Genomic DNA, 22,301 nt, shown 5'->3' on the forward strand with positions numbered 1-22,301 from the left:
GATCCTCCCACCCGCGGGTGGTCAGGAGCCGAAGCGCATCCGGAAGCGGCGGGCGACCAGGGTCAGCAGGGGGCGGCGGCCGGTGAGGAAGCCGATCGGTCCGGCGGGCGCGACGTGCCAGGTCGCCCGGGCGAGGCCGAGCGGGGTGCGCAGGCGCACGGGGCTGACCGTGAGTCCGGGGCGCCGATGCACGGCGCCGTCCTGTGCGAGCCGGAACGCCAGCCGCGCAGGCAGCGGCAGCGCGCGCACGCGACCCAACCGGGTGCGCGCGACCTCGGTGCCGTCGATGCTCATGGCGTACGCCGAGGCGGCGGCGGCAGCGTCGTCGAGGGTGAAGTCGGCCAGGTCCTTGGGGATCGCCCAGAGCTCGCGCCCGCCCGCCATCGAGGCGGGGCTGTCGACCCAGATGTGGGTGATGTGCGCGCGCGGCCGCCATCCCTCGCGCACCAGTACGGTCGTCATCAGCTCGCCGTACGTCAGCGGGCTCGGCTCGGTATAGGCGACCCACGCGGCCGCGACGACCACCCGCCCGAACAGCCGCAGTGGTCGTACGCCGACCGGCGCGGGCGGGGCCTCCGCCGCGGGGACGAGGAACACCGACAGGACCGAGCGGCCGTGCAGGTCCCAGGGCTCGGGCGGGTAGGCGGCGCCCGTCGCGTCCGGCCGGCTCACGTCCATGCGAACTCCGTCGGGTCGAGAGCGTCGAGGCGCGCGTCGTACTCCCGCGTGCTGCCGGGCCAGTTGGACGTGATGCGGCCGGAGACCGGGTGGCGGTACCAGTTGTCGCAGTGGGCCCAGCTCGTCGTGGCCAGCCGCTGCTGGATCTCGGTGTCCCACTGCAGCTCGGCGGCGGTCGTGACCTCGACCTGGTGCTTGCCGGCGCGTCGCGCGTGGTCGAGCACGCTGCGGATGTGGCGCGACTGCGCCTCGAGCATCACGACGATGGAGGAGCCGCCGAGGTTGGTGTTGGGGCCGTAGAGCAGGAACAGGCTGGGGAACCCCGGCACGTGTACGCCGAGGTGGGCGCGCGCGCCGTCGCCCCACTGCTTGGCCAGCGTATGCCCGTCGCGGCCGGTGACCTCGATGCCGTGGTCGAAGGCCTGCGTCGCGAACCCGGTGCCCCAGATCAGCACGTCGGCCTCGTGCTCGACTCCGCCCGCGCGTACGCCGCCCGCGGTGACCTCCTGCACCGCGTCCGTCACCAGCTCGACGTGGGGCTGGGAGACGGCCGGGTAGAAGTTGTTGGAGAACAGGATCCGCTTGCAGCCGATCGGGGTGTCGGGCGTGAGCTTGGCGCGCAGCTCGGGGTCCGGCACCTGGCGGCGCAGGTGGGCGAGCGCGACGCGGCGCTGCACCTCGCCGACCTTCGATCCGTCGTGCATGCCGCGCGAGAACCCCTCACCGAGGGAGCGGAAGAGCCGTCGCTCGACCGCGACACCGGGGGCGTACCAGTCCGGCAGCGGCCCGTCGGGCTTGGGCAGGATGTAGTTGGCCGAGCGCTGGAAGAGCGTGACCTCCGCGGCGCGCTCGACGAGATGCGGGACGAACTGGATCGCGCTGGCGCCGATGCCGACGACCGCGACCCGCTTGCCGTCGAGGTCGGCGTCGTGGTCCCACCGCGCAGAGTGGAAGGACGTGCCGGCGAAGTCGTCGACGCCGGGCACGGCTGGGATGTGCGGCTCCGAGAGCTGGCCGACCGCGCTGATCAGCACCTCGACCTCCTCCGTGCTGCCGTCGGCGAACCCGACCGTCCAGGTGGCGCCCTCGTCGTCCCAGGTGGCGCTGACGACGCTGCGGCCGTAGCGGATCAGCGGGCTGACGCCGAAGCGGTCGGCGACGTCACGCAGGTAGTCGTGGATCTGGTCCTGCAGGGCGTAGCGACGGTGCCAGCGGGTGGTCGGCGCCCACGAGTAGGAGTACAACGGCGACGGGACGTCACAGCCGGCGCCGGGGTAGTGGTTGTCGCGCCACACCCCGCCGAGGTCGTCGGCGCGCTCCCACAACCGCAGGTCGGCGTACCCGTGGCGCAGCAGCTCGGCGGCGATGCCGATGCCGCCGAACCCGGTGCCGATGATTCCGACGCGCATCAGTTCTCCTCAGGCAGGGGGGTGGAGGGGGAGGTGTCGCCGGTGAAGCCGGCGGTCTCGAGTACGGCGAGGACGGTCGCGGTGGTCAGGTCGAGCACGTCGTCGCGCGTGAGCGTGTGGTGCTGCAGCCATTCGCGGCAGGCCGCCTTCACCAGGGGCGCGACGGTGCGCAGGCGGGTACGAAGCTGCGGCTCGTCGGGCAGCGCCAGGGCGTCGAGCACGAGGCGTGCGGCGTTGTCGTCGGCCTCGTCGACGAGCGCCTGCAGGTCGGAGCCGGCCTCGGTGCTGACCGCTCCGGCGACGTTGACCCAGCCCTGGCCGTAGGTCGCTGCGCCGTCGAGGATCCAGTCCATCGTCCAGCGCGCGCGGGCAGCCAGGGTCATCGTGTCGAGGTCGGTGGGGAGCTCGCCGGCCGGCATCACGACAGTGGAGCGCATGGCCTCGAGGAACAGCTCGCGCTTGGTGCCGAAGTAGTGGTGGACCAGTCCGCGGGTGACCTTCGCGGCGCGGGCGACCTCGCTGGTCGACACCTGGTGGTAGGAGCGGTCGGCGTACAACGCGCGGGCGGCATCGAGGATCTGTTGGCGCCGGGCGTCGGGGGAGAGCCGGCGGGCCGAAGTGGTCACGGACCGATGGTGACGGGGTTATTGGCAACCTGTCAACAACGGCGTACGCTGCCGACGTGGCTCTGAGACTCCCCTCCCCCCGCACCGGCGCCCGGCGTACCGAGAGCGCGACCTTCGACGCCGACGTCCTGGTCGTCGGCTCCGGCTTCGGCGGCAGCGTCACGGCGCTGCGGCTGGCGGAGAAGGGCTATCGCGTGCTGGTCGTGGAGGCCGGTCGGCGGTTCGAGGACGAGGACTTCCCGAAGACCTCGTGGAGCCTGCGCCGCTACATCTGGGCGCCCGCGGCGCGCTGCTTCGGCATCTTGCGCATCACCCCGCTGGGCGAGGTGCTGATCGCCAGCGGTGCCGGTGTCGGCGGCGGATCGCTGGTCTATGCCAACACGCTCTACGAGCCGCTCGACGGCTTCTACCGCGACCCGCAGTGGGCCGACATCACCGACTGGCGCGAGGAGCTCGCGCCGCACTACGACCAGGCCAAGCGGATGCTGGGCGTCACGACGTACCCCGGGCACACCGAGGCCGACGACCTGCTCGCGAAGGTCGCGCGCGACCTCGGGATCGAGGAGCCTGCCCACCCTGCCGATGTCGGCGTGCTGTTCGGTGAGCAGCCCGGCGAGGAGGTGGCCGACCCGTTCTTCGGCGGTGTCGGTCCGGAGCGCCGCGCCTGCATCGACTGCGGTGCCTGCATGACCGGCTGCCGCCACAACGCCAAGAACACCTTGATGAAGAACTACCTGCACCTCGCCGAGCAGGCGGGGGCGCGGGTGCTGGCGATGCAGACGGTCGACAGCGTGGCGCCGCTGGGCGACGGGAGCGGACGGGCGGGGTACGCCGTGGCCACCCACCGCACGGGCAACCGGGTGCGCCGGCGTACCTTCACCGCTCAGCACGTGGTCTTCGCCGGCAACGCGCTCAACACCCAGAAGCTGCTGCACAAGCTGCGCGCGACCACCTTGCCGGGACTCTCGCCGCGTGTGGGTGAGCTGAGCCGCACCAACTCCGAGGCCGTGCTGAGCGCGCGGACGCTGGAGGGCAGCGCCGACCTGACGCCCGGCGTTGCGATCACGTCGTCGGTGCACCCGGACGAGAACACCCACATCGAGGCGGTCCGCTACGGCCGGGGATCGAGCGCGCTGGCGCTGCTCAACGCACTGCTGGTCGACCCCGAGGACGGGGTGCCGATGTGGCGCTCGGTGCTGCGCACCTATCGGCGCGAGGGGCTGCGCCGCGCGTGGGCGCTGCACACCCCGCGACGCTGGGCCGAGCAGAGCATCATCGTGTTGGTCATGCAGTCGCTGGACAACTCCGTGACGACCTTCCGCAAGGGCGTCTTCAAGCGGATGACGAGCCGCCCCGGCGTGGGGGAGCCCAACCCGACCTGGCTGCCGATCGCGCACCAGTTCACCCGCCAGCTCGCCCAGCGGCTCGGTGGGGTCGCCGGCGGATCCGTCGGCGGGCTGGTCGGGATGCCGCTCACGGCGCACTTCATCGGCGGGTGCGTCATCGGCACCTCCGCGCAGGACGGCGTCGTCGATCCGTATCACCGTGCGTTCGGCTACGAGAACCTGCACATCACCGACGGCTCCACCATCTCGGCCAACCTCGGCGTCAACCCGTCGCTGACGATCACCGCCCAAGCCGAGCGCGCCACCGCGCTGTGGCCCAACAAGGGCGAGGCCGACCCCCGCCCGCCGCTGGGTGCGCCGTACGCCCGCCTCGAGCCCGTCGCCCCCCGCCACCCCATGGTCCCCGCCGACGCCCCCGGCGCCCTGCGCCCCGTCGAGCTGGGGATGCCGAAGGTCGCGTCAGTTTCACCGCCCGACTAACGACACGCCCGCCGGTCGAACGAAACTGACGCGTCCGGCGCCCGGTTTCGTTCGACGAGTGGTGCTGGAGTGACGCCTGGGCTGGTGATCTGCGCGTACGGCGGGGCGGCCGGCCCGGGGCGGGCCGCGAGCCGCGGGCGGCCTGGACTGCGGGCGGCGGGACACCGCAGCGACCGGCACCCACCCGCCGGCGGAGTCGCGCAGCGGAACCTGCGGCGCAGGTGTGCGGGGCGGCGTACGGCGTGAGGCGTGAGGGAGGGCCCGTCGCACGCGGTGACCCGGATCGTCGTACCTCCGGCCCCATCCGCACCGCTCGTCGACCAAAACTGGGCGTCCGGGGGGCTCTCCTGACCGATGTGTGGGTGGGTTGGTCGGTTCCGAATGAGCGCACGCCGTTCCCTGTCTAGGTTTCTGAGCTGTCAAGGAACAGGAACCAGGCGAGGAGAACGGCGTGCGCGCGAACAGCCTATGGCGTGCAGTTTTGGGCGTCGAGAACACGGTGATCGAGGACGTCGAGTTCGGCCAGGACCGGGCGGAGATCGTGGTCACGGTGCGTCCGGTGGCGCGAGCCAGGGGTCGTTGCGGGCGCTGCGAACGCCCTGCCCAGGGCTATGACAGGGGCCGGGGGCGTCGCCGGTGGCGCGCACTGGATGAGCGTGTCAACTTTTCTGTGTAAGCGACCGGATCTCTTTACTTTCGATTGATGGTCACAGGTAGGGGTTGATCCGGTCGGGGTAGGCGATCGCCAGCTGGGCCAGAGCTTGCTTCCAGTTCGTGACGACCTGGCCCTCGACGAGGCGACCAGCGGCCTTGCGCTCGCCGGCGGGCTTGCCCCGGTCCTTGTCGCGCTGGCGGGCTCTCTTGTCCTCGATGTTGCAGATCGCCAACCAGAGCAGCTTCACGACCGCCTCGTCGTTGGGGAAGTGCCCGCGGTTCTTGGTGACCTTGCGCAGCTGGTAGTTCAGACTCTCGATGCTGTTGGTGGTGTAGATGACGCGGCGCAGCTCGGGCGGGAAGGCGAGGAACGGCGTGAACCGCTCCCAGGCGGCCTCCCAGGTCGCGACCGCGTGGGGATACTTCTTGCCCCAGTTCGAGTCCGCGAACGCGTCCAGCTCGATCCGAGCGGCCTCGGCGTTCGCCGCGGTGTAGATCGGCTTGAGTGCCTTCGCGACCGACTTGCGGTCGCCGTAGCCGACGAACCGCATCGCGGCTCGGATCAGGTGCACCACGCACGTCTGGACCGTCGCCTGCGTCCAGGTCGCCTCGATCGCCTCCGGCAGGCCGGTGAGGCCGTCGCAGCAGACGATGAGCACGTCGCGGATGCCGCGGTTGGCGAGATCGGCGCAGACCCCGGCCCAGAACTTCGCGCCCTCCGTCTGCTGGAGCCAGATGCCCAGGACGTGCTTGACGCCGTCGAAGTCGACACCGACGGCGATGTGGGCGGCCTTGTTGACCACGTGCGCGCCGTCGCGGACCTTCACGACGATCGCGTCGAGGTAGATCACCGGATAGAGCGCATCCAGCGGCCGGGCCTGCCACTCCATGACGGCGTCGGCGACCTCGTCGGTGATGTTGGAGATCGTCTCGTGCGACAGCTCGGTGCCCAGCGTGGACTCGAGGTGATGGGCGATGTCGCGCACCGTCATTCCGCCGGCGTAGAGGCTGATGATCATCTCGTCCAGCCCACCGAGGCGGCGGCTGCCCTTGGGCACCAGCCGCGGGGTGAACGACCCGGCACGGTCGCGCGGGACCGCGAGATCGACGTCGCCGACCTGGGTGGCGACCGTCTTCGGCGTGGTGCCGTTGCGGGAGTTCGGGAAGGCCGCCGCGTCCGCCGCGCCTTTGTCGTATCCCAGGTGATCGCTCAGCTCGGTGGCCAGCCCGCGCTCGAGGGCCGTCTTGATCAGCGCGGGGATGAATCCACCGTCGCCGGTCAGCTCGATCTCGCCGGCGTCGATCTGGGCGAACAGCGGATCCAGCGCACCCGAAGCGGCCAGTTCAGCGGCCGCCTTGGAGCCTGGCATCTCGGCTCGTGTAGCACGCCGAGCAGCTGTCCGGCTGGGCTGCTCGCTGGCGGTCTTGTTCACGGCTGCCTCGTCGCTCTCAGTGGTCACAGCGGTCATCTTCGTCCCTTTCTCAGGACCGACCGCTTACACAGACCATCTGACACCCCCCACTGGATCTCGGCACGGTGATCGCGTTCATCGAGGCCGAAGCACCGCGGGTGCGATGCCGCGAGCACGGCGTCGTGGTCGCGCACGTGCCCTGGGCGCGGCACGGCGCTGGACACACTCACGCCTTCGATCAACAGGTCGCGTGGTTGGCCACGCAAAGCTCCAAGAGCGCGGTAACACAGCTGATGCGGATCGCGTGGCGCACCGTGGGCGCGATCATCGCCCGGGTCTGGACAGAGGTCGAAGCAACCTTCGACCCCTTCGACGGTTTGCGCCGCATCGGCATCGATGAGATTTCCTACAAGCGCGGACAGCTGTATTTGACGGTGGTCATCGACCACGACTCCGGTCGATTGGTGTGGGCTGCGGCCGGTCAGAACACAGCGACCCTGCAGCGATTCTTCGATCAGCTCGGCCCCGAGCGTTGCGCCCAGATCACTCACGTCTCAGCCGATGCAGCTGCTTGGATCGCGAAAGCGGTCACCAAGAACTGTCCCGACGCGATCCAGGGCATCGACCCCTTCCACGTGGTGATGTGGGCTAACGACGCGTTGAGCGATGTCCGTGCCCAGGCATGGCGTGAGGCGCGCCGGATCGCACGGTCCACCGAGGTGCGCCGCGGCCCGGGACGGCCTCGCAAGGACGCGCCCCCGCGACCGGCCAGCGAGCGCGCCAAGGCACTGCAGGGCGTCCGGGTGGCGTTGTGGAAGAACCCCGAGAACCTCAACGACAAGCAGCGCGCGAAGCTGGAATGGGTCGCGATCACCGACCCCAAGCTGCACCGGGCCTACCGGCTCAAAGAAGCACTCCGGGTGATCTTCAAGATGCCCCACGACCAAGCCGCCGAAGCCATCGACCGTTGGGTCAGCTGGGCACGCAGATGCCGGATCCCACAGTTCGTGAAGCTCTCACGCTCCATCGCCGCTCGCCGCGCCCAGATCCTGGCCTCGATCGCCAACGGCCTGTCCAACGGCCGCACCGAGTCGGTCAACACCAAGATCCGACTCCTGACCCGCATCGCGTTCGGATTCAAATCCCCTCAAGCACTCATCGCGATCGCCATGCTCAGCCTCGGCGGACACCGACCAGCCCTACCCGGCCGCTGAGCACCCACACATCCAGCAGGAGAGCCGTCCGGGGCGGTAGTTTTGTTCGACGAGCGGGCGTGTCGTGGCTCGGGCGGTGAAACTGCCTCCCTGGGGAGTACGACGAAGGGCCCGGCACCGCGAGTGCGGTGCCGGGCCCTCTGTGCGGGAGGTGCGGGGGCTCAGCCCTTCTTGCCGCCGAGCAGGCCACCGACGAGGTCGCCGACGGTGCCGAGGAGGCCGTTGACGAGGTTCTGCACGGCGCCGAGGCCACCGTCGAGGACCTGCTGGGCACAGGAGGTGAGGCCGCCGAGCAGCTGCAGCTCCTGGGAGGTGAAGGTCGCCTGGCAGGTCGCGATCGCCTGCTCCAGCGGGCTCAGGGTCTCCTCGACCGTCTCGGTGACGTTGTCGACGGTGTCCTCGATGACCTTGACCGGGTCCGGTGCCTTCGGCATGCCGGGCTTGGTCGGGCTGCCGGGGGTCTCGCCCGCGTCGTCGCCGCCGTTGTCGGCGTCGGGGGCGCCGGGGTTGTTGCCCGGTCCGCCGGGGGTGGTGCCGGTGTCGCGGCCGGGGGCGCCCGGGCCGGAGCCGGTGCCGGTCTGCTTGCGGGTCGTCTTGCGGCCCTTGGTGCCGTCGGAGACGACCGCGTCGCCGGTGTTGGGCGTCAGCATCCGCGCACTGACCGTGCCGTTGGGCACCGCGGAGTAGTCGCCGCTCTGGTAGGCCCGCATGAGCGAGAGCACCAGGTCGACGTACGCGTTGGAGTGGTTGTAGCGGAAGACCGCCGTGCGCTGACCCGCGGTCGTGGCGAGGTCCTCGGCGCCGGAGCACAGGTAGACGGCGCTGGCGAGGGCCGCGTCGTGGATGTTCTGCGGGTCGCGCTTGCCGTCGCCGTTGGCGTCGACACCGACGATCGCCCAGGTGGAGGGGATGAACTGCATCGGACCGACCGCGCGGTCCCAGACCGGGTCGTTGTCGTACTGACCGGCGTCGGTGTCCGGGATCTTGGCGGTGTTGTTGGTGCCGTCGAGCGGGATGCCGTAGATGCCGGGGCGGCTGTTGCCGTCGTCGTCGAGGATGTTGCCGCCGTAGCGACCGTGGTCGGACTCGACGCGGCCGATCGCGGCCAGCAGCTCCCAGGAGAGGTTGCAGGCGGTGTCGGCGGAGTTGATGACCTGCGCGGCGCGCTGGTAGGCGGCGAGCGCGGCCGATGGGATGCCGTTGGGGGACGCGTCGCGCACCATCGCCTGCGAGGCGACGGTGGAGGGGATGTCGGCGGTGACCGCGGCCGGCAGCGACACCGACGCGGGGTCCTCGACCACCTCGGCGGGGAGCAGCGAACCGTCCGGCAGCGAGCTGGCGGTGGGCTGGTCGCCCTGCTCGTCGGCGGTCGCGGCGCTGGTGGCTGCGATGCTGGTGGTCCATGCACCTGAGAGCAGCGCCAGCGGCACGAGTGCCGTCGCCTTCTGCCAGGGCTTCATCCGCTTGTGCGCCATAGTCTCTTCGTCTTCTCCCGTGTGGTTTGTCCGTCCACCCTCCGGCGGGTGCCTGGACGGACAACTGAGACAACGAACACCTTGCTCATCGGTTACGTCTGCGCAAACCTGCGCAGAAGCGCCGAGCGCCCGAGTCGGCAGCACACGTCAGTGCACCGGTGTTCGCCGAGTGCCAGCGTAGGGCAGCGCGCCCCCTGTGACCAGGGACACCGCACATGGTGCGCGGTGCCGGGCCGCAGTGGCCGGGCTGGGCCCGTCAGGGATGATGGATCGCGATGTGCCCTACTCCAGCTGACCCCACCGCCCCGGACTCCGGCTCCCGCGTCGAGGCCTCCGCCGCGTTGTTCGAGCGCGCCCGCGCGGTCACGCCCGGCGGCGTCAACTCGCCGGTGCGGGCGTTCTCGGCGGTCGGCGGCACGCCGCGGTTCATCGAGCGTGCCGAGGGCGCGTGGCTGCACGACGCCGACGGCAACGCCTACGTCGACCTCGTCTGCTCGTGGGGACCCATGCTCCTGGGCCACTCCCACCCGGAGGTCACCGCCGCCGTCCAAGCCGCCGTGAGCCGGGGGACGTCGTACGGCACCCCCACGCGCGCGGAGGTCGAGCTGGTCGAGGAGATCGTGGGGCGTACGCCGGCCGAGCGCGTGCGGCTGGTCTCCTCGGGCACCGAGGCCACGATGTCGGCGATCCGGCTCGCGCGCGGGTTCACCGGGCGGGACCTGGTGGTGAAGTTCGCCGGCTGCTATCACGGTCACGTCGATGCGCTGCTGGCCGCGGCCGGCTCCGGCGTCGCCACCCACGCCGTCCCCGGCAGTCCGGGCGTGCCCGAGGCCGTCGCCGCCGCCACCCTCGTCCTGCCCTACAACGACCGCGCCGCCGTCGAGGCCGCGTTCGCCGAGCACGGCGACCGCATCGCGTGCGTGATCACCGAGGCCGCCCCCGGCAACATGGGCGTCGTGCCGCCGGCGTACGTCGACGGGCAGGGCTTCAACGCCTTCCTCTCCGCCACCGCGCGGGCCCACGGCGCGCTGTTCGTCAGCGACGAGGTCATGACCGGCTTCCGGGCCTCGCGCCAGGGCCAGTGGGGTCTCGACGGGGCGCAGGAGGGCTGGGTGCCCGACCTGATGACCTTCGGCAAGGTGATGGGCGGCGGCTTCCCCGCCGCGGCGTTCGGCGGGCGCGCCGATGTGATGGCGCTGCTCTCGCCCGACGGGCCCGTCTATCAGGCCGGCACGCTGTCGGGGAACCCCGTCGCCTGCGCCGCCGGGCTCACCACCCTGCGGCTCGCGACCGACGACGTCTACAGCCACCTCGACCGTACGGCGACGACGCTCGCGGACGCCGCGTCCGAGGCGCTCGCGGCCGCCGGCGTACCCCACCTCGTGCAGCGCAACGGCACGATGTTCAGCCTGTTCTTCACCGACGAGGGCGTCACCGAGGTCGTCGACTTCGCCGGGGCGCAGGCGCAAGCCCAGCACCGCTTCCGCGCGTTCTTCCACGCCATGCTCGACCAGGGGGTCTACCTCCCGCCGAGCGCCTTCGAGGCGTGGTTCGTCTCGGCCGCCCACGACGAGCGGGCCGTCGAGCATGTCCTGGCCGCCCTCCCCGCCGCGGCCCGCGCCGCGGCGGCAGCCACCACGCCCACCTCCGCCGGGGAGTCCGCATGAGTCAGACGATCGTCCACCTGCTGCGCCACGGCGAGGTCCACAACCCCGAGGGCATCCTCTATGGCCGCGCGTCGGGGTACCGGCTCTCCACGCTCGGCAACACGATGGCCCAGCGGGTCGCCGACGTCATCGGCGAGCGCGACATCACCCACCTGGTGTCGTCCCCGCTCGAGCGCGCCCAGCAGACCGCGGCGCCGCTCGCGGCTGCCCGCAACCTCGAGGTGAGCATCGACGAGCGGATCATCGAGTCCGAGAACGTCTTCGCCGGCCGGCCGTTCTCCGTCAGCGCGGGCCTGCTGCTGCGGCCCTCGGTGTGGCGACACATGTGGAACCCGTTCCGGCCGTCGTGGGGCGAGCCCTACAAGGAGATCGCCGCGCGGATGATGGCGGCCGTCCACGACGCCCGCGCCGTCGCCGAGGGGCACGAGGCCGTGCTGGTCTCCCACCAGCTGCCGATCTGGACCACCCGGCTGCACGTCGAGGAGCGTCCGTTCTTCCACGACCCGCGCAAGCGCCAGTGCACCCTGTGCAGCCTCACGTCGCTGCACTTCGAGGACGACCGGGTCGTGCGGGTCACCTACTCCGAGCCCGCCGGCGACCTGATCCCGGCTGCCGCCCGCGGCGCTGCGTTCTCCGCCGGTGCCGACGACCCCGCCGAGGTCGAGAAGGCGGTCGAGGAGGCCGAGCGGGCGGCGAACGCCCCCGACGACGTCCCCACCGACACCCCGCCGGACGACAGCTCGCGACCATGAGGTCTCGACTCCGCTCGACCAACAACCGGGGGCGCTCGACCGGCACGTGGGCCGGCGCGCTGCTCGCGGCTCTGCTCCTCGCCGGCTGCACCGGTGACGCCGAGCTGCAGTCCGGCGGCGAGCAAGGATTTGTCTCGGCCAACGGCGCTGTGAGCCGGGCAGCGGTCGACGAGCGCGAGAAGCCGGGTCGCGTCGTGGAGGGCGAGACCCTCGAGGGCGAGGCGGTGTCGCTGGAGGACTACGCCGGACAGGTCGTCGTGCTCAACATCTGGGGCTCGTGGTGCGGACCGTGCATCCGCGAGGCCCCCCACCTCGTCGAGGCCGCCGAGGAGCTGCAGGGCCCCGACGTCGCGTTCCTCGGCATCAACACCCGCGACCTGTCCCGCGACCCGGCGCTGGCCTTCGAGCGCAAGCACGACATCCCGTACCCCTCCCTCTACGACCCCGCCGGCGAGGTCCTCCTCGCCTTCCGCAGCACCATCCCGCCGAGCTCGATCCCCAGTACCCTGATCGTCGACCGCGAGGGGCGCATCGCCGCCCGGGTGCTCGGCGAGGTGACCGCCTCGACCCTGGTCGGTCTCGTGGAGGACGTCCTGAGCGATGGGTGAGGCGTTCTCCGAGACCGTCTTCTCCGGCTCGCTGCTGCTGGCCCTGCCCGTGGCCCTGCTCGCCGGTCTGGTCTCCTTCTTCAGCCCGTGCGTCGTACCCCTGCTGCCGGGCTACCTCTCCTACACGACCGGCCTCAGTGGCGCCGACCTCGAGGCGGCGTACGACGGTCAACGGCGCCGACGGATGCTCGCCGGCAGCGTGCTGTTCGTCCTCGGGTTCGCGTCGGTCTTCGTCGCCTTCGGCGCGATCTCGGGCGCGTTCGGGGCGTGGCTGTTCGAGTACCGCCGCCAGATCTCTATCGTCCTCGGCGGCATCACGATCCTGGTCGGGCTGGCCTTCGCCGGTCTCGTGCCCTTCCTCCAGCGCGACGTCCGCATCCACCGCGTGCCCGCCGTCGGGGTGGCAGCCGCGCCCATGCTCGGCGTGCTGTTCGGCCTCGGCTGGACCCCCTGCATCGGCCCGACGCTCGCGGCCGTCAACGCCCTGGCGATGAGCGAGGCCAGCGCGATGCGCGGCGCCATCCTGAGCCTGGTGTACGCCGTGGGGCTGGGCCTGCCGTTCATCGTCGCCGCACTCGCGTTCCGGCGGATGCTGGGTGCGGTGCGGTGGGTGCGGCGCCACCAGGTGTGGGTCACGCGCGCCGGAGGTGCGATGTTGGTGGTCGTCGGACTGCTGCTGGTCAGCGGTCTGTGGGACCGGTGGGTCTATGAGTTGCAGACCTGGTACTCCGGGTTCTCGGTCGTCATCTAAGGAGCAGCGCGACACATGAGCAGCGAAGCGCCGGCGCGCGCCTACGACCCGGACGCCCCGGCGACCCCACCGCCCGGGCTGGGGCCGCGCGAGCTCGGGCGCTGGGCGTGGCGTCAGCTCACCTCGATGCGCACCGCGCTGCTGCTGCTCCTGCTGCTCGCAGTCGCCGCGGTCCCGGGCAGCCTGATCCCACAAGACGACGTCGACTCGTTCAAGGCGCTGCAGTACCGCGACGATCACCCGCAACTCGCCCCGATCTTCGACGCGCTCGGGCTCTTCAACGTCTACAGCTCACCGTGGTTCAGCGCGATCTACCTGCTGCTGATGATCTCGCTCGTCGGCTGCATCCTGCCGCGCACGAAGGTCTACTGGCGGGCGCTGCGGGCCCGGCCGCCGCGGGCGCCGCGCAACCTGTCGCGGATGCCGGTGTCGGCGTCGTACCCCGTCACCGGAGCGTCTCCCGACGACGTCCTCGACCGTGCCGCCGCGGCGCTGAAGGACCAGGGCTACCGGGTCGAGCACGTCGCGGGCGACTACGTCGCGGCCGAGCGCGGCTACCTGCGCGAGGCCGGCAACCTGGTCTTCCACCTGGCGGTGCTGGTCGTGCTGGTCGGGGTCGCGGCCGGCTCGCTGTTCGGCTACAAGGGCGGCGCGATCATCGTGACCGGCAACGGGTTCTCCAACGTGCTGACGCAGTACGACGACTTCGTGCCCGGCGCCTTCTTCGACCCCGAGGAGCTCGCGCCGTACTCCTTCACCGTCAACGACTTCGACGTCGACTTCATCCTCGAGGGCGAGCAGCGCGGCCTGCCGCGCGACTTCACCGCCCACGTGACCTACCGCAACGAACCCGGCGACGAGCCGACCGACTACGACCTGGAGGTCAACCACCCGCTGCGCCTCGACGGCGGCGACGTCTACCTCGTCGGGCACGGCTACGCGCCCCACATCACGGTGCGTGACGGCGAGGGCGAGATCGCCTACTCCGGACCGACGGTGTTCTTGCCCGAGGACGCCAGCTTCCGCTCCTTCGGCGTCGTCAAGGTGCCCTTCGCCGAGCCGGAGCAGATCGGTCTGGAGGGCTTCTTCTACCCGACGTTCGCGATGGTCGACGGCGACCCGATGACGGTCTACCCGGACGCGGCGAACCCGCTGATCTCGATGCTCGTCTACACTGGCGACCTCGGGCTGGCGGAGGGCTCGCAGTCGGTCTACACGCTGCGCAAGGACGACCTCGAGCAGGTCACCGGTGACGACGGCAAGCCCACCCGGCTCGACCTCTCACCCGGCCAGGTCGCCGACCTGCCCGACGGCCTGGGCACGGTGGAGTTCACCGGGCTGAGCCGCTGGATCAAGGTCCAGACCGCGCACACCCCCGGCACGTTCGTCGCACTCGCGGGCGTCGTCCTGGCGCTGCTCGGCCTCATGCTGTCGCTGTTCATCCGGCCGCGCCGCGTGTGGGTGCGCGTGCGCCAGGTCACCGGCGACGACGCGGACGGGCAGGCCACGGGTGGCCACGGGACCGACGGCGAGCAGGGCCGCCGTACCCTGGTCGAGGTGGCCGGCCTGGACCGCTCCGGGAGCAGTGACGATCCTGGGCAGCTCGCCGACACCGTCGACGACCTGGCGCGTCAGCTCGCCGGGACCCCCACCGAGGAGAAGCAGTGAGCAGCACCGACTTCGCGTCGTTGAGCAACCAGGCGATCACGGTCGCCGGGATCATCTACTTCATCGCGCTGCTGGCGCACCTGGTCGAGTGGTCGCGGTTGCGCGCGGTCGTCCCGGCCGAGGCGCCGGTCGGCGCTGCAACCGGGGGTACGACGGGAGCCGCCGAGGGCGACGTGCTCGTGCGCACAGGTGGGCCCGGGGCGGACGAGCCCGCGGACCCGGCCGACAGCGAGGCCAAGGTCGCGTTCTGGGCGCGCCTCGGGGTCGTGCTCACGGTGTTCGCCGCCGTCGTCCACCTCGTCGGCGTGGTCACCCGCGGGCTCGGTGCCGACCCGGTGCGCGTGCCCTGGGGCAACATGTATGAGTTCACGATCACCGCCACGCTCGTCGCGGTCGTCATCTACCTCGCGCTGCACAAGAGGTTCCAGCTTGCCTGGCTCGGCCCGGTCATGGTCGGCTTCACCTGGGTCGTGCTGCTGGCCGCGGTGCGCATCCTCTACGTGCCGGTCGCACCGCTGATGCCGTCGCTGCAGTCACCGTGGCTGATCATCCACGTCTTCGCCGCGATCCTCGCCACGGGCGCGTTCACCGTCGCCGGCATGGCCTCGATCATCTACCTGATCAAGGAGAGCCGCGCCCGCAAGGGCAAGGTCCGTCCCCGTGGCTACCTCGACCGGATCCCGTCACTTCCGGCGCTCGACCGCGTGGCCTACCGCGTCACCGCGTTCGCGTTCCCGGTCTGGACCTTCGGCGTCCTGATCGCCGGACCGATCTGGGCGGAGAACGCCTGGGGTCGCTACTGGGGCTGGGACCCCAAGGAGGTCTGGTCCTTCATCACGTGGGTCGTCTTCGCCGCCTACCTCCACGCCCGCGCCACCCGCGGCTGGAAGGGCCGGCACGCCGCGATCCTGTGCCTGGTCGGGCTCGTGACGCTGTGGTTCAACTTCGTCGGCATCAACTACTTCTTCGGCGACGCCAGCCAGCACTCCTACGCCCTCGAGGTGCTCATAGCCATCCGCTAGGACACCGGGTACGGCGTGAGCAGCTGGTCGACCGGCGCGTGGTCGTCGCGCAGCACCAGGGCGTCCCCGACCCAGGCCGCGAGGTCGGCTCCGCGCAGGGTGGTCACCTCGACGTCCCTGGTGTCCAGCGCCGCTTCCAGGGCTCCGGCCGGGACCGGCCTACGCGTGCCGGCGAGGATGACGTTGCCGCCGGTGAACTCCTCGGTCGAGGAGGCGTCGACGAGCAGCACCAGCACGTGGTCGAAGACCTCGGCCATCGTCGCGGCCTGGGCGCGGGCGAGGTCGAGCGGTCCGTGGTCGATGAGGTTGGCGACGTAGCTGCCCTCGGCATGCAGCACACGGCGTACGTCGCTCAGGGCCTCGCGGGTGGTCAGGTGCCACGGCACGCTGACGCCGCCGAACGCGTCGCCGACGACGAGGTCGAGGCCGTCGTCGGGGAGTCGAGTCAGTCCACGCCGGCCGTCCTCGACGCGGACGGTGAGGCCGGGGATGTCCGAGGCGTCGAGGATCCCGCCGTCGGCGCGGACGAGGCCGGCGTCGATCTCCGAGGCGGTGCCGGTGGTGCCGGGCCGGGTGCGGGCGAGCAGCCGCGGGTAGGTCAGGCCGGCGCCACCGAGGTGGTGGGCGCGCAAGGGGCCTGTCCCCGGGTGCGCGGCGTCGACGACGGCGGCGAGGGCACGCACGTAGGCGAAGTCGAGGTAGGCCGGGTCGTCGGGGTCCACGTAGGAGTGCCGCAGGCCGTCCATCACCAGCGTCCGCGCAGCCGGTCGGTCCGTTCCGTCGCGCGGGGTCTCGGCCCGCAGCTCGACGCAGTGGTAGCGGGTCTCCAGATCGCAGTCGCCCGGCCCGAGGACGCTGAGACCGGAGGCCAGCAGCGCTGCGGTGGCGACTCCGGCGACGACCGCGGGGGCGGTGGCCGTGCCGCCGGTGCGGCGTACGGCGAGGGTCAGGGCGGTGGACACCAGAGCCAGCCCGAGCCCGACCAGGATCGCGGTGACGGGCAGGGCGGTGACGAGCACGAACCCGGTCAGCACCGTGCCGGTGATGCCGCCCAGGGTGCTGACCCCGGAGAGCCTGCCCACCACGCTCCCGGCCTCGTCGAGGTCACCCAGGTGCAGCTTGGTGACGACAGGGGTGACGGCCGAGAGCAGAGCGCCGGGGACGACGAGCGTGACGCCCACGGCGAGGGCGAAGAGCGCGGCGTCGCCCGTGGCGCCGGCGCCACGGATCAGGAACGGCGTGGCTGCAACGACCACGCCGGAGACCCCGATCGCCGGAGCGAGGAGCCCGGCGGGAGGGCGCAGGTCGGCGAGCCGGCCACCGCCCCAGGAGCCGGCGGCGATCGCCAGCAGGGCCAGGCCGATGACGATGGTGTTGGTCTCGAGGGTCAGACCCCAGTACGGCGCGACCAGTCGCAGCGCGACCAGCTCGACGACCAGGACGGCGGCGGAGCAGCCGAAGACGAGTCCGACGGCGACGGGGCGGGGAAGCGATCGCGCGGGCACCGGTCCACCGTACGGTCCGGCCTACCGACGTGGTGGCGCGCCGGCATGGCGCCGGCCTAGCGGGTCCGGCCGCTCGGCCGGGCGAACGCCCCCGGATCGGGCCGATCAGCGGGGTTCTCTGCGCTGTTTGCCCGGCCGGGCGTCCGCTCGCCGCGCACATCGGGCCACGCGAACGTGCGGACCAGGGCCAGCGCGCCCCAGCAGACGGCCATCGCCAGCAGGTAGCGGGTCAGTGCGACATCGACGGGTAGGGCGCCGTCGAACGCCCGCCACAGGGCCGGGGAGGAGACCACGGTCCCGGCGGCCAGGACGGCACCGGGGCCTGGCGACCTCATGCGCCTACCGCCGCGCTGCCGACGACGGTCGGCTGGCCGGTGACGACACCGGCGGAGCGCACCTGTGCCGTGCCCGTGAGCTCGTTGTAGGCCAGCACCGGGAGTCGGCCGAGGGCCGGCTGGACCATCCGGCGTACGCCGGCACGCACCTGCGGCGCGCAGACCAGCACCGGACTGACGTTGCGGTTCTCGCACTCGTGCAGCAGCTGGGCGAGCTGGGTCAGCACCGCCTGCCCGGTCTCGATGTCCAGCGCGATCACCGCGCCGTCGTCGCTGGGTCGCATAGCCTCGAGCATGCGCTGCTCCAGGCGCGGGTCGAAGCTGATCACGGTGACCGCACCGTCAGTGACGTACGGCGCGACGATCGCCGGCCCCAGAGCGATCCGGGCGTGGGCGACCAGGGCGTCGAGGTCCTTGGTCTCGCGCGCCTTGAGCGACAGGGCCTCGAAGATGCGCACGAGGTCGCGGACCGAGACCGCCTCGTCGAGGAGGCACTGCAGCACCTGCTGGACCTCGCCGAGACTCAGCTGGGCCGGCGTGAGCTCGTCGACGACGGCGGGGTGGGTGCGCTTGACGACGTCGGTCAGCAGGCGCACGTCCTCGCGGCCCAGGAGTCGCGCGGCGTGGGTCCGGACGACCTCGGCCAGGTGGGTGGTCACGACCGACGCGCGGTCCACGACCGTGGCGCCGCTGAGCTCGGCCTGGCTGCGCAGCTCGGCCGGGATCCACTTCGCCTCGAGCCCGAAGACCGGCTCGGTGGTCGGCTCGCCGGGTAGCGACCCGAGGAACTCGCCGATCGCCAGGACCGTGCCGGGCGGGGCCTCGCCGCGCGCGACCTCGATGCCGAACAGCTTGATCGCATAGGTGCGCAGCGGCAGCTCGAGGTTGTCGCGCGTGCGCACGGGCGGGACGACGATCCCGATGTCGCCGGCGACCTTGCGACGCAGGGCCTTCACCCGGTCGAGCAGGTCACCACCGGTGCTGGGGTCGACGAGATCGATGAGATCCGCGGAGAGCTCCAGACCGAGCGGGTCGACCTGGATCTCGGCGGCGATGACCTCGGGTGAGTCAGGGGAGGGTCCGACCTCGGTCGGCGCCGAGCCCTCGGCGCCGGCGTCGGCCTCGGTCGGGTCCTCCAGCCGGGCCGAGAGCAGCAGCATCGAACCGCCGGCGAGCAGGAAGGGCAGCTTGGGCAGGCCAGGGATGAGGCAGAGCGCGAGCGAGGCGAACCCGGCGATCCGCACCGGGGTCCGGGTGCGCGTGATCTGGGCGATGATGTCGGAGCCCATGTCGTGGTCGGACGTGTTGCGCGTGACCACCAGACCGGTCGCGACCGACAGCAGCAGCGCCGGGATCTGGGACACCAGCCCGTCGCCGACCGACAGCAGGCTGTAGGTCTGCACGGCTTCACCCATCGGCATGCCCATCTGGGCGACGCCGACGGCGAATCCACCCAGCAGGTTGACCAGCGTGATCACGACCGCGGCGATGGCGTCGCCCTTCACGAATTTCGAGGCGCCGTCCATCGCACCGTAGAAGTCGGCCTCGGCGTGCACCTCGCCGCGCCGCCGCCGCGCCTCCTCCTCGTCGATCAGTCCGGAGTTGAGGTCCGCGTCGATCGCCATCTGCTTGCCAGGCATCGCGTCGAGGGTGAACCGCGCACCGACCTCCGCGACACGTCCGGCGCCGTTGGTGATGACGACGAACTGGATGACGAGCAAGATCGCGAAGACGATGAGACCGACGATCAGCGACCCGCCGATCACGAAGTTGCCGAAGGTCTCCACGACCTTGCCGGCGTAGGCGTCGGTGAGCACGAGGCGGGTGGTGCTGACGTTGAGCGCGAGGCGGAACAACGTCATCACCAAGATGATCGCGGGGAAGGCGGCGAAGTCGAGCGGTCGGTGCACGAACATCGCCGCCATCAGGATCAACAACGAGACGGTGATGTTGAGCGCGAGCAGGACGTCGAGCATCGCGGCCGGCATCGGCACGACGAGCATGACGACGACGCCGACGATGCCCACCGGGATGGCCAGCTGACTGAGTCGCTTCCACGGCATTTTGGGGTCGAGCCCTTCCCTCGCACCGTCCGTGGTGGAGCGTCAGCGCCGTCCTGGCGACGCCGGCTTGATCGGCGCGCGGCCCGCACCCCTGAGCCCTCGCGCCCCGCTCGGGACCTTGGTCCCGTGGACGCTGACCGGTCGGTGGGCGCTGCGGGTCCGGGACGGGTCGGGGGATCGCGTGCACCGACGGGGCACGCGCCGTACGGTGCGGGGGTGAGCGCGCGACGTCTGCTGCTGGTCAACGGCCCGAACCTGAACCTCCTGGGCACGCGGGAGCCCGACGTCTACGGGCACCAGACCCTCGATGACGTCGTCGCGCTGGTGAGCGCGACCGCGGCCGAGTCCGGTCACGAGGTGCGTGCGGTGCAGAGCAACCACGAAGGCGTCCTGATCGACGCGATCCACGACGCGCGCCACGACTGCGCCGCGATCGTGATCAACCCCGGGGGGCTGACCCACACGTCGGTGGTGCTGCGCGATGCCCTGGCGGGGGTGGCACTGCCGTTCGCCGAGGTCCACGTGTCCGACGTGCACGCGCGTGAGGAGTTCCGGCACTTCTCCTACCTCAGCGACCTCGCGACCGTCGTGGTCGTGGGTGAAGGGGTGGCGGGGTACGCCCGCGCCGTACGCGAGCTGGTCGCCGCACTGCCCGCCTGACACCTCCCGGGACGTCATGCGCCCGCGTGGCGATAGGTCCTATAGGTGCACAGGCGTATGACGTCAGGTGGGGGTGGGGGTACGCCGCCGGCGGCGCCCGGCCGGGGGGACGGTCGGCAGCACGGTCTCGGCACGGGGGCTGCGATGGCGCCCGCCCCCGTGGCCCTGGGTCTTGCGGGAGATGACGAAGGCGAGGATCTGGGCGACCGCGGCGAAGAGCTCCGCCGGGATCTCCTGGCCGACCTCGCACGAGCGGTGCAGAGCGCGGGTGAGCGGCACGTCCTCGACCAGCGGGACCCGTGACTCCTGCGCGATCTCGCGGATCCGCGCGGCGATGACGCCGGCACCCTTCGCGACGACCCGCGGCGCACCGTGCTCGGGGTCGTAGCGCAGCGCCACCGCGACGTGGGTGGGGTTGACGAGCAGGACGTCCGCGGTGGGGACGTCGGCGATCATCCGCTGGCGGGCCGTGGACATCTGCCGGGCACGGATGGCGGACTTGACCAGTGGGTCGCCCTCGGTCTGCTTGTGCTCCTGCTTGACCTCGTGCTTGCTCATCCGGGTCTGCTTGCCGATCTGTCGGCGCTTGAACGCATAGTCGGCCGCGGCCATCACCACGCCGGCGACCGCGACGACGCGCACCATCTGGGTCGCCTCCGCAGCGATCGCGTCGAGCACGGAGTGGACCGGCACGAACCCGCCGACGAGCGGGAGCATCGATCTCACCGCCGCATATCCCAGGACCGCCACGACGACGCTGCGGATGAGCACCTTCACGCCCTCCCACAGGGCCTGCAGGCCGAAGATCCGCTTGGCACCCTTGATCGGGTCGAGCTTGGAGAGCTTGGGCTTCATCGACTTCGTCGCGAGATAGAAACCGCCCTGCGCCAACGCGCCGGCGACCCCGATGACCAGGACGCCGGAGCCCAGCAGGACCAGCGCGAAGAGGGTGTGGAGCAGCCCGTCGTCGAGCAGCTGCAGCGCCTCGGCCACGTCGGGCTCCTCGACGAGCAGCAGCGCGCGGGCCATGAGCCCGCGCAACGCGTCGATCTCACGGCCCACCAGCGAGGGCAGGAAGATCGCCGCGAGCAGCAGGGCCGACCAGCCGCCCAGGTCGGGCGTGCGGGCGACCTGCCCCTCCTTCTTGGACTCCTTCTTCTTCTTGGTGGTGGGCTTCTCGGTCTTCTCCTCGCTCGCCGCCATGGCTCACCCGCCCCCGGCCAGGGTGGCGACGGCCTCGTTGACCAGCCCTGCCAGCCGCTCGACGATGCCGGGCAGGGCGGGGAACGCCAGGCCGATGATGAGCAGGGTGAGCCCGATCTTGGCGGGGAACATGACGTTGAGCGCGTTGAGCTGCGGCGCGACCTTCGTCAGGAGCGCGAGGGCGAGGTCGGCCACGAAGAGCACGGCGATCAGCGGCAGCGCGATCTGCACCGCGGTCGTGAAGAACACGCCGAAGGCGCGCACCAGGATCTCGGGAAGGCCGCTCAGGTCCGCCGACGCACCGACGGGCATCAGGTCGAAGGTGCTCAGCAGGCCGCCGATCACCAACAGGTGGGCGCCGGTGGCGAAGAGCAGGGTGGTGGCGAGCAGCTGCTGGAACTTGCCGAACACGGTGTTGGGGTTCATCGACAGCGGGTCGAAGCCCTGGGCGAGGGCGAAGCCGCCGAACACGTCGATCATCGCGCCGGCGGCGGAGACCGCGGCGAAGATCAGATAGGTCACGAACCCCATCGCCGCGCCCACCAGCACCTGGGTGACGACGGCGAGGATCAGCGGTGCCGTCTGCTGGGGGACCGTGGTGCCCACGGCCAGGGGCACCGTCGCCAGAGCCAGGCCCAAGGACAGCACGGCCTTCGCCGCCGTCGGCACCGCGCGCGAGGAGAACGGTGGCACCAGGAGCATCCAGGCAGCGATCCGCACGGAGGCGAGGAGGTAGGCGATCAACGGCTCGCCGGCGATGGTCAGGGTCATCG

The 22,301-nt window shown here is 71.4% G+C and carries 18 protein-coding genes and 2 pseudogenes; 10 read left to right on the plus strand and 10 right to left on the minus strand.

Translation table 11 applies throughout. From position 1 onward, the window contains the following. Positions 1–21 precede the first annotated feature (21 nt). The 3 genes from J2S59_RS07345 to J2S59_RS07355 are packed head-to-tail and all read right to left on the minus strand — an operon-like array spanning position 22 to position 2,713. Positions 22–678 carry an acetoacetate decarboxylase family protein gene (locus tag J2S59_RS07345; RefSeq protein ID WP_306824968.1) on the minus strand — a complete coding sequence of 219 codons (657 nt, stop codon included), beginning with the start codon at positions 676–678 and terminating at the stop codon, positions 22–24. Beyond that, the gene (locus tag J2S59_RS07350) at positions 669–2,087 is read right to left on the minus strand and encodes a flavin-containing monooxygenase (RefSeq protein ID WP_068119657.1); all 1,419 of its coding nucleotides are present in this window, start codon (positions 2,085–2,087) and stop codon (positions 669–671) included. Before J2S59_RS07350 ends, J2S59_RS07345 begins: the two co-directional genes overlap by 10 nt. Beyond that, on the minus strand, positions 2,087–2,713 hold the full coding sequence (locus tag J2S59_RS07355; protein WP_068119660.1) for a TetR/AcrR family transcriptional regulator: 627 nt from the start codon (positions 2,711–2,713) through the stop codon (positions 2,087–2,089). The genes J2S59_RS07350 and J2S59_RS07355 overlap by 1 nt, the downstream gene beginning before the upstream one ends. 56 nt (positions 2,714–2,769) lie before the next feature. Here J2S59_RS07355 and J2S59_RS07360 point away from each other — a divergent pair, with 56 nt between their 5' ends. Together J2S59_RS07360 and J2S59_RS07365 are read left to right on the plus strand one after the other, a co-directional pair. After that, complete coding sequence (locus J2S59_RS07360; protein ID WP_306824969.1) at positions 2,770–4,539, plus strand: FAD-dependent oxidoreductase; 1,770 nt, start codon at positions 2,770–2,772, stop codon at positions 4,537–4,539. A 451-nt stretch (positions 4,540–4,990) separates the two neighbouring features. Beyond that, positions 4,991–5,191, plus strand: a pseudogene (locus J2S59_RS07365) (ISL3 family transposase); the annotation flags it as partial. Between the two features lie 55 nt (positions 5,192–5,246). Here J2S59_RS07365 and J2S59_RS07370 read toward each other — a convergent pair. Then, a complete protein-coding gene (locus J2S59_RS07370) occupies positions 5,247–6,563 on the minus strand; it encodes an IS256 family transposase (protein ID WP_068120234.1) in 1,317 nt (438 codons plus the stop codon). A gap of 152 nt (positions 6,564–6,715) precedes the next feature. On the opposite strand from J2S59_RS07370, the pseudogene J2S59_RS07375 reads away from it, so the two are divergent. Beyond that, positions 6,716–7,859: pseudogene (locus J2S59_RS07375) on the plus strand (ISL3 family transposase); the annotation flags it as partial. A 121-nt stretch (positions 7,860–7,980) separates the two neighbouring features. Here J2S59_RS07375 and J2S59_RS07380 read toward each other — a convergent pair. Continuing rightward, the gene (locus tag J2S59_RS07380) at positions 7,981–9,294 is read right to left on the minus strand and encodes a lytic transglycosylase domain-containing protein (protein ID WP_068120230.1); all 1,314 of its coding nucleotides are present in this window, start codon (positions 9,292–9,294) and stop codon (positions 7,981–7,983) included. Positions 9,295–9,569: 275 nt separating this feature from the next. On the opposite strand from J2S59_RS07380, the gene hemL reads away from it, so the two are divergent. From hemL to ccsB, 6 genes are read left to right on the plus strand one after another with little or no spacing between them, the layout of a single operon-like run. Next, positions 9,570–10,961: a glutamate-1-semialdehyde 2,1-aminomutase gene (gene hemL, locus J2S59_RS07385; RefSeq protein WP_068120229.1), complete on the plus strand. Its 1,392-nt coding sequence runs from the start codon at positions 9,570–9,572 to the stop codon at positions 10,959–10,961. Beyond that, a complete protein-coding gene (locus tag J2S59_RS07390) occupies positions 10,958–11,713 on the plus strand; it encodes a histidine phosphatase family protein (protein ID WP_181641858.1) in 756 nt (251 codons plus the stop codon). Before hemL ends, J2S59_RS07390 begins: the two co-directional genes overlap by 4 nt. Beyond that, entirely contained in the window at positions 11,710–12,321 is a 612-nt protein-coding gene (locus tag J2S59_RS07395; RefSeq protein WP_306824970.1) for a TlpA disulfide reductase family protein, read from the plus strand. Before J2S59_RS07390 ends, J2S59_RS07395 begins: the two co-directional genes overlap by 4 nt. Then, on the plus strand, positions 12,314–13,072 hold the full coding sequence (locus J2S59_RS07400; protein WP_068117427.1) for a cytochrome c biogenesis CcdA family protein: 759 nt from the start codon (positions 12,314–12,316) through the stop codon (positions 13,070–13,072). Before J2S59_RS07395 ends, J2S59_RS07400 begins: the two co-directional genes overlap by 8 nt. Positions 13,073–13,087: 15 nt before the next feature. Next, positions 13,088–14,740 (plus strand): cytochrome c biogenesis protein ResB, encoded by a 1,653-nt coding sequence (resB, locus tag J2S59_RS07405; RefSeq protein WP_068117429.1) that lies wholly within the window; start codon positions 13,088–13,090, stop codon positions 14,738–14,740. Beyond that, positions 14,737–15,762: a c-type cytochrome biogenesis protein CcsB gene (gene ccsB, locus J2S59_RS07410; RefSeq protein ID WP_068117432.1), complete on the plus strand. Its 1,026-nt coding sequence runs from the start codon at positions 14,737–14,739 to the stop codon at positions 15,760–15,762. Before resB ends, ccsB begins: the two co-directional genes overlap by 4 nt. Here ccsB and J2S59_RS07415 read toward each other — a convergent pair. The 3 genes from J2S59_RS07415 to flhA are packed head-to-tail and all read right to left on the minus strand — an operon-like array spanning position 15,759 to position 19,665. Then, positions 15,759–17,267 (minus strand): fused MFS/spermidine synthase, encoded by a 1,509-nt coding sequence (locus tag J2S59_RS07415; protein ID WP_068117435.1) that lies wholly within the window; start codon positions 17,265–17,267, stop codon positions 15,759–15,761. The genes ccsB and J2S59_RS07415 overlap by 4 nt on opposite strands. Before the next feature lie 56 nt (positions 17,268–17,323). Next, positions 17,324–17,602, minus strand: coding sequence for a hypothetical protein (locus J2S59_RS07420; RefSeq protein ID WP_181641550.1), 279 nt, complete (start codon positions 17,600–17,602; stop codon positions 17,324–17,326). After that, the gene (gene flhA, locus J2S59_RS07425) at positions 17,599–19,665 is read right to left on the minus strand and encodes a flagellar biosynthesis protein FlhA (protein WP_068117442.1); all 2,067 of its coding nucleotides are present in this window, start codon (positions 19,663–19,665) and stop codon (positions 17,599–17,601) included. The genes J2S59_RS07420 and flhA overlap by 4 nt, the downstream gene beginning before the upstream one ends. Before the next feature lie 216 nt (positions 19,666–19,881). Here flhA and aroQ point away from each other — a divergent pair, with 216 nt between their 5' ends. Continuing rightward, positions 19,882–20,325 (plus strand): type II 3-dehydroquinate dehydratase, encoded by a 444-nt coding sequence (gene aroQ, locus J2S59_RS07430; protein ID WP_068117445.1) that lies wholly within the window; start codon positions 19,882–19,884, stop codon positions 20,323–20,325. 63 nt (positions 20,326–20,388) lie between these two features. On the opposite strand, the gene J2S59_RS07435 is transcribed toward aroQ, so the two are convergent. Next, positions 20,389–21,528, minus strand: coding sequence for an EscU/YscU/HrcU family type III secretion system export apparatus switch protein (locus J2S59_RS07435; RefSeq protein WP_068117448.1), 1,140 nt, complete (start codon positions 21,526–21,528; stop codon positions 20,389–20,391). A 3-nt stretch (positions 21,529–21,531) separates the two neighbouring features. Continuing rightward, the gene (locus J2S59_RS07440) at positions 21,532–22,299 is read right to left on the minus strand and encodes a flagellar biosynthetic protein FliR (RefSeq protein ID WP_068117450.1); all 768 of its coding nucleotides are present in this window, start codon (positions 22,297–22,299) and stop codon (positions 21,532–21,534) included. Positions 22,300–22,301: the final 2 nt, after the last annotated feature.

Origin of the sequence: Nocardioides massiliensis, from assembly GCF_030811215.1 — a bacterium.
GTDB lineage: Bacteria > Actinomycetota > Actinomycetes > Propionibacteriales > Nocardioidaceae > Nocardioides_A > Nocardioides_A massiliensis.

Excerpts from the sequence above, each read along its gene's own strand:
- J2S59_RS07345 (WP_306824968.1), bottom strand. The coding sequence starts at position 678 with ATGGACGTGAGCCGGCCGGACGCGACGGGCGCCGCCTACCCGCCCGAG.
- J2S59_RS07350 (WP_068119657.1), bottom strand. The coding sequence starts at position 2,087 with ATGCGCGTCGGAATCATCGGCACCGGGTTCGGCGGCATCGGCATCGCC.
- J2S59_RS07370 (WP_068120234.1), bottom strand. The coding sequence starts at position 6,563 with ATGCCAGGCTCCAAGGCGGCCGCTGAACTGGCCGCTTCGGGTGCGCTG.
- J2S59_RS07380 (WP_068120230.1), bottom strand. The coding sequence starts at position 9,294 with ATGGCGCACAAGCGGATGAAGCCCTGGCAGAAGGCGACGGCACTCGTG.
- hemL (WP_068120229.1), top strand. The coding sequence starts at position 9,570 with ATGTGCCCTACTCCAGCTGACCCCACCGCCCCGGACTCCGGCTCCCGC.
- J2S59_RS07390 (WP_181641858.1), top strand. The coding sequence starts at position 10,958 with ATGAGTCAGACGATCGTCCACCTGCTGCGCCACGGCGAGGTCCACAAC.
- J2S59_RS07395 (WP_306824970.1), top strand. The coding sequence starts at position 11,710 with ATGAGGTCTCGACTCCGCTCGACCAACAACCGGGGGCGCTCGACCGGC.
- J2S59_RS07400 (WP_068117427.1), top strand. The coding sequence starts at position 12,314 with ATGGGTGAGGCGTTCTCCGAGACCGTCTTCTCCGGCTCGCTGCTGCTG.
- resB (WP_068117429.1), top strand. The coding sequence starts at position 13,088 with ATGAGCAGCGAAGCGCCGGCGCGCGCCTACGACCCGGACGCCCCGGCG.
- J2S59_RS07420 (WP_181641550.1), bottom strand. The coding sequence starts at position 17,602 with ATGAGGTCGCCAGGCCCCGGTGCCGTCCTGGCCGCCGGGACCGTGGTC.
- flhA (WP_068117442.1), bottom strand. The coding sequence starts at position 19,665 with ATGCCGTGGAAGCGACTCAGTCAGCTGGCCATCCCGGTGGGCATCGTC.
- J2S59_RS07435 (WP_068117448.1), bottom strand. The coding sequence starts at position 21,528 with ATGGCGGCGAGCGAGGAGAAGACCGAGAAGCCCACCACCAAGAAGAAG.
- J2S59_RS07440 (WP_068117450.1), bottom strand. The coding sequence starts at position 22,299 with ATGACCCTGACCATCGCCGGCGAGCCGTTGATCGCCTACCTCCTCGCC.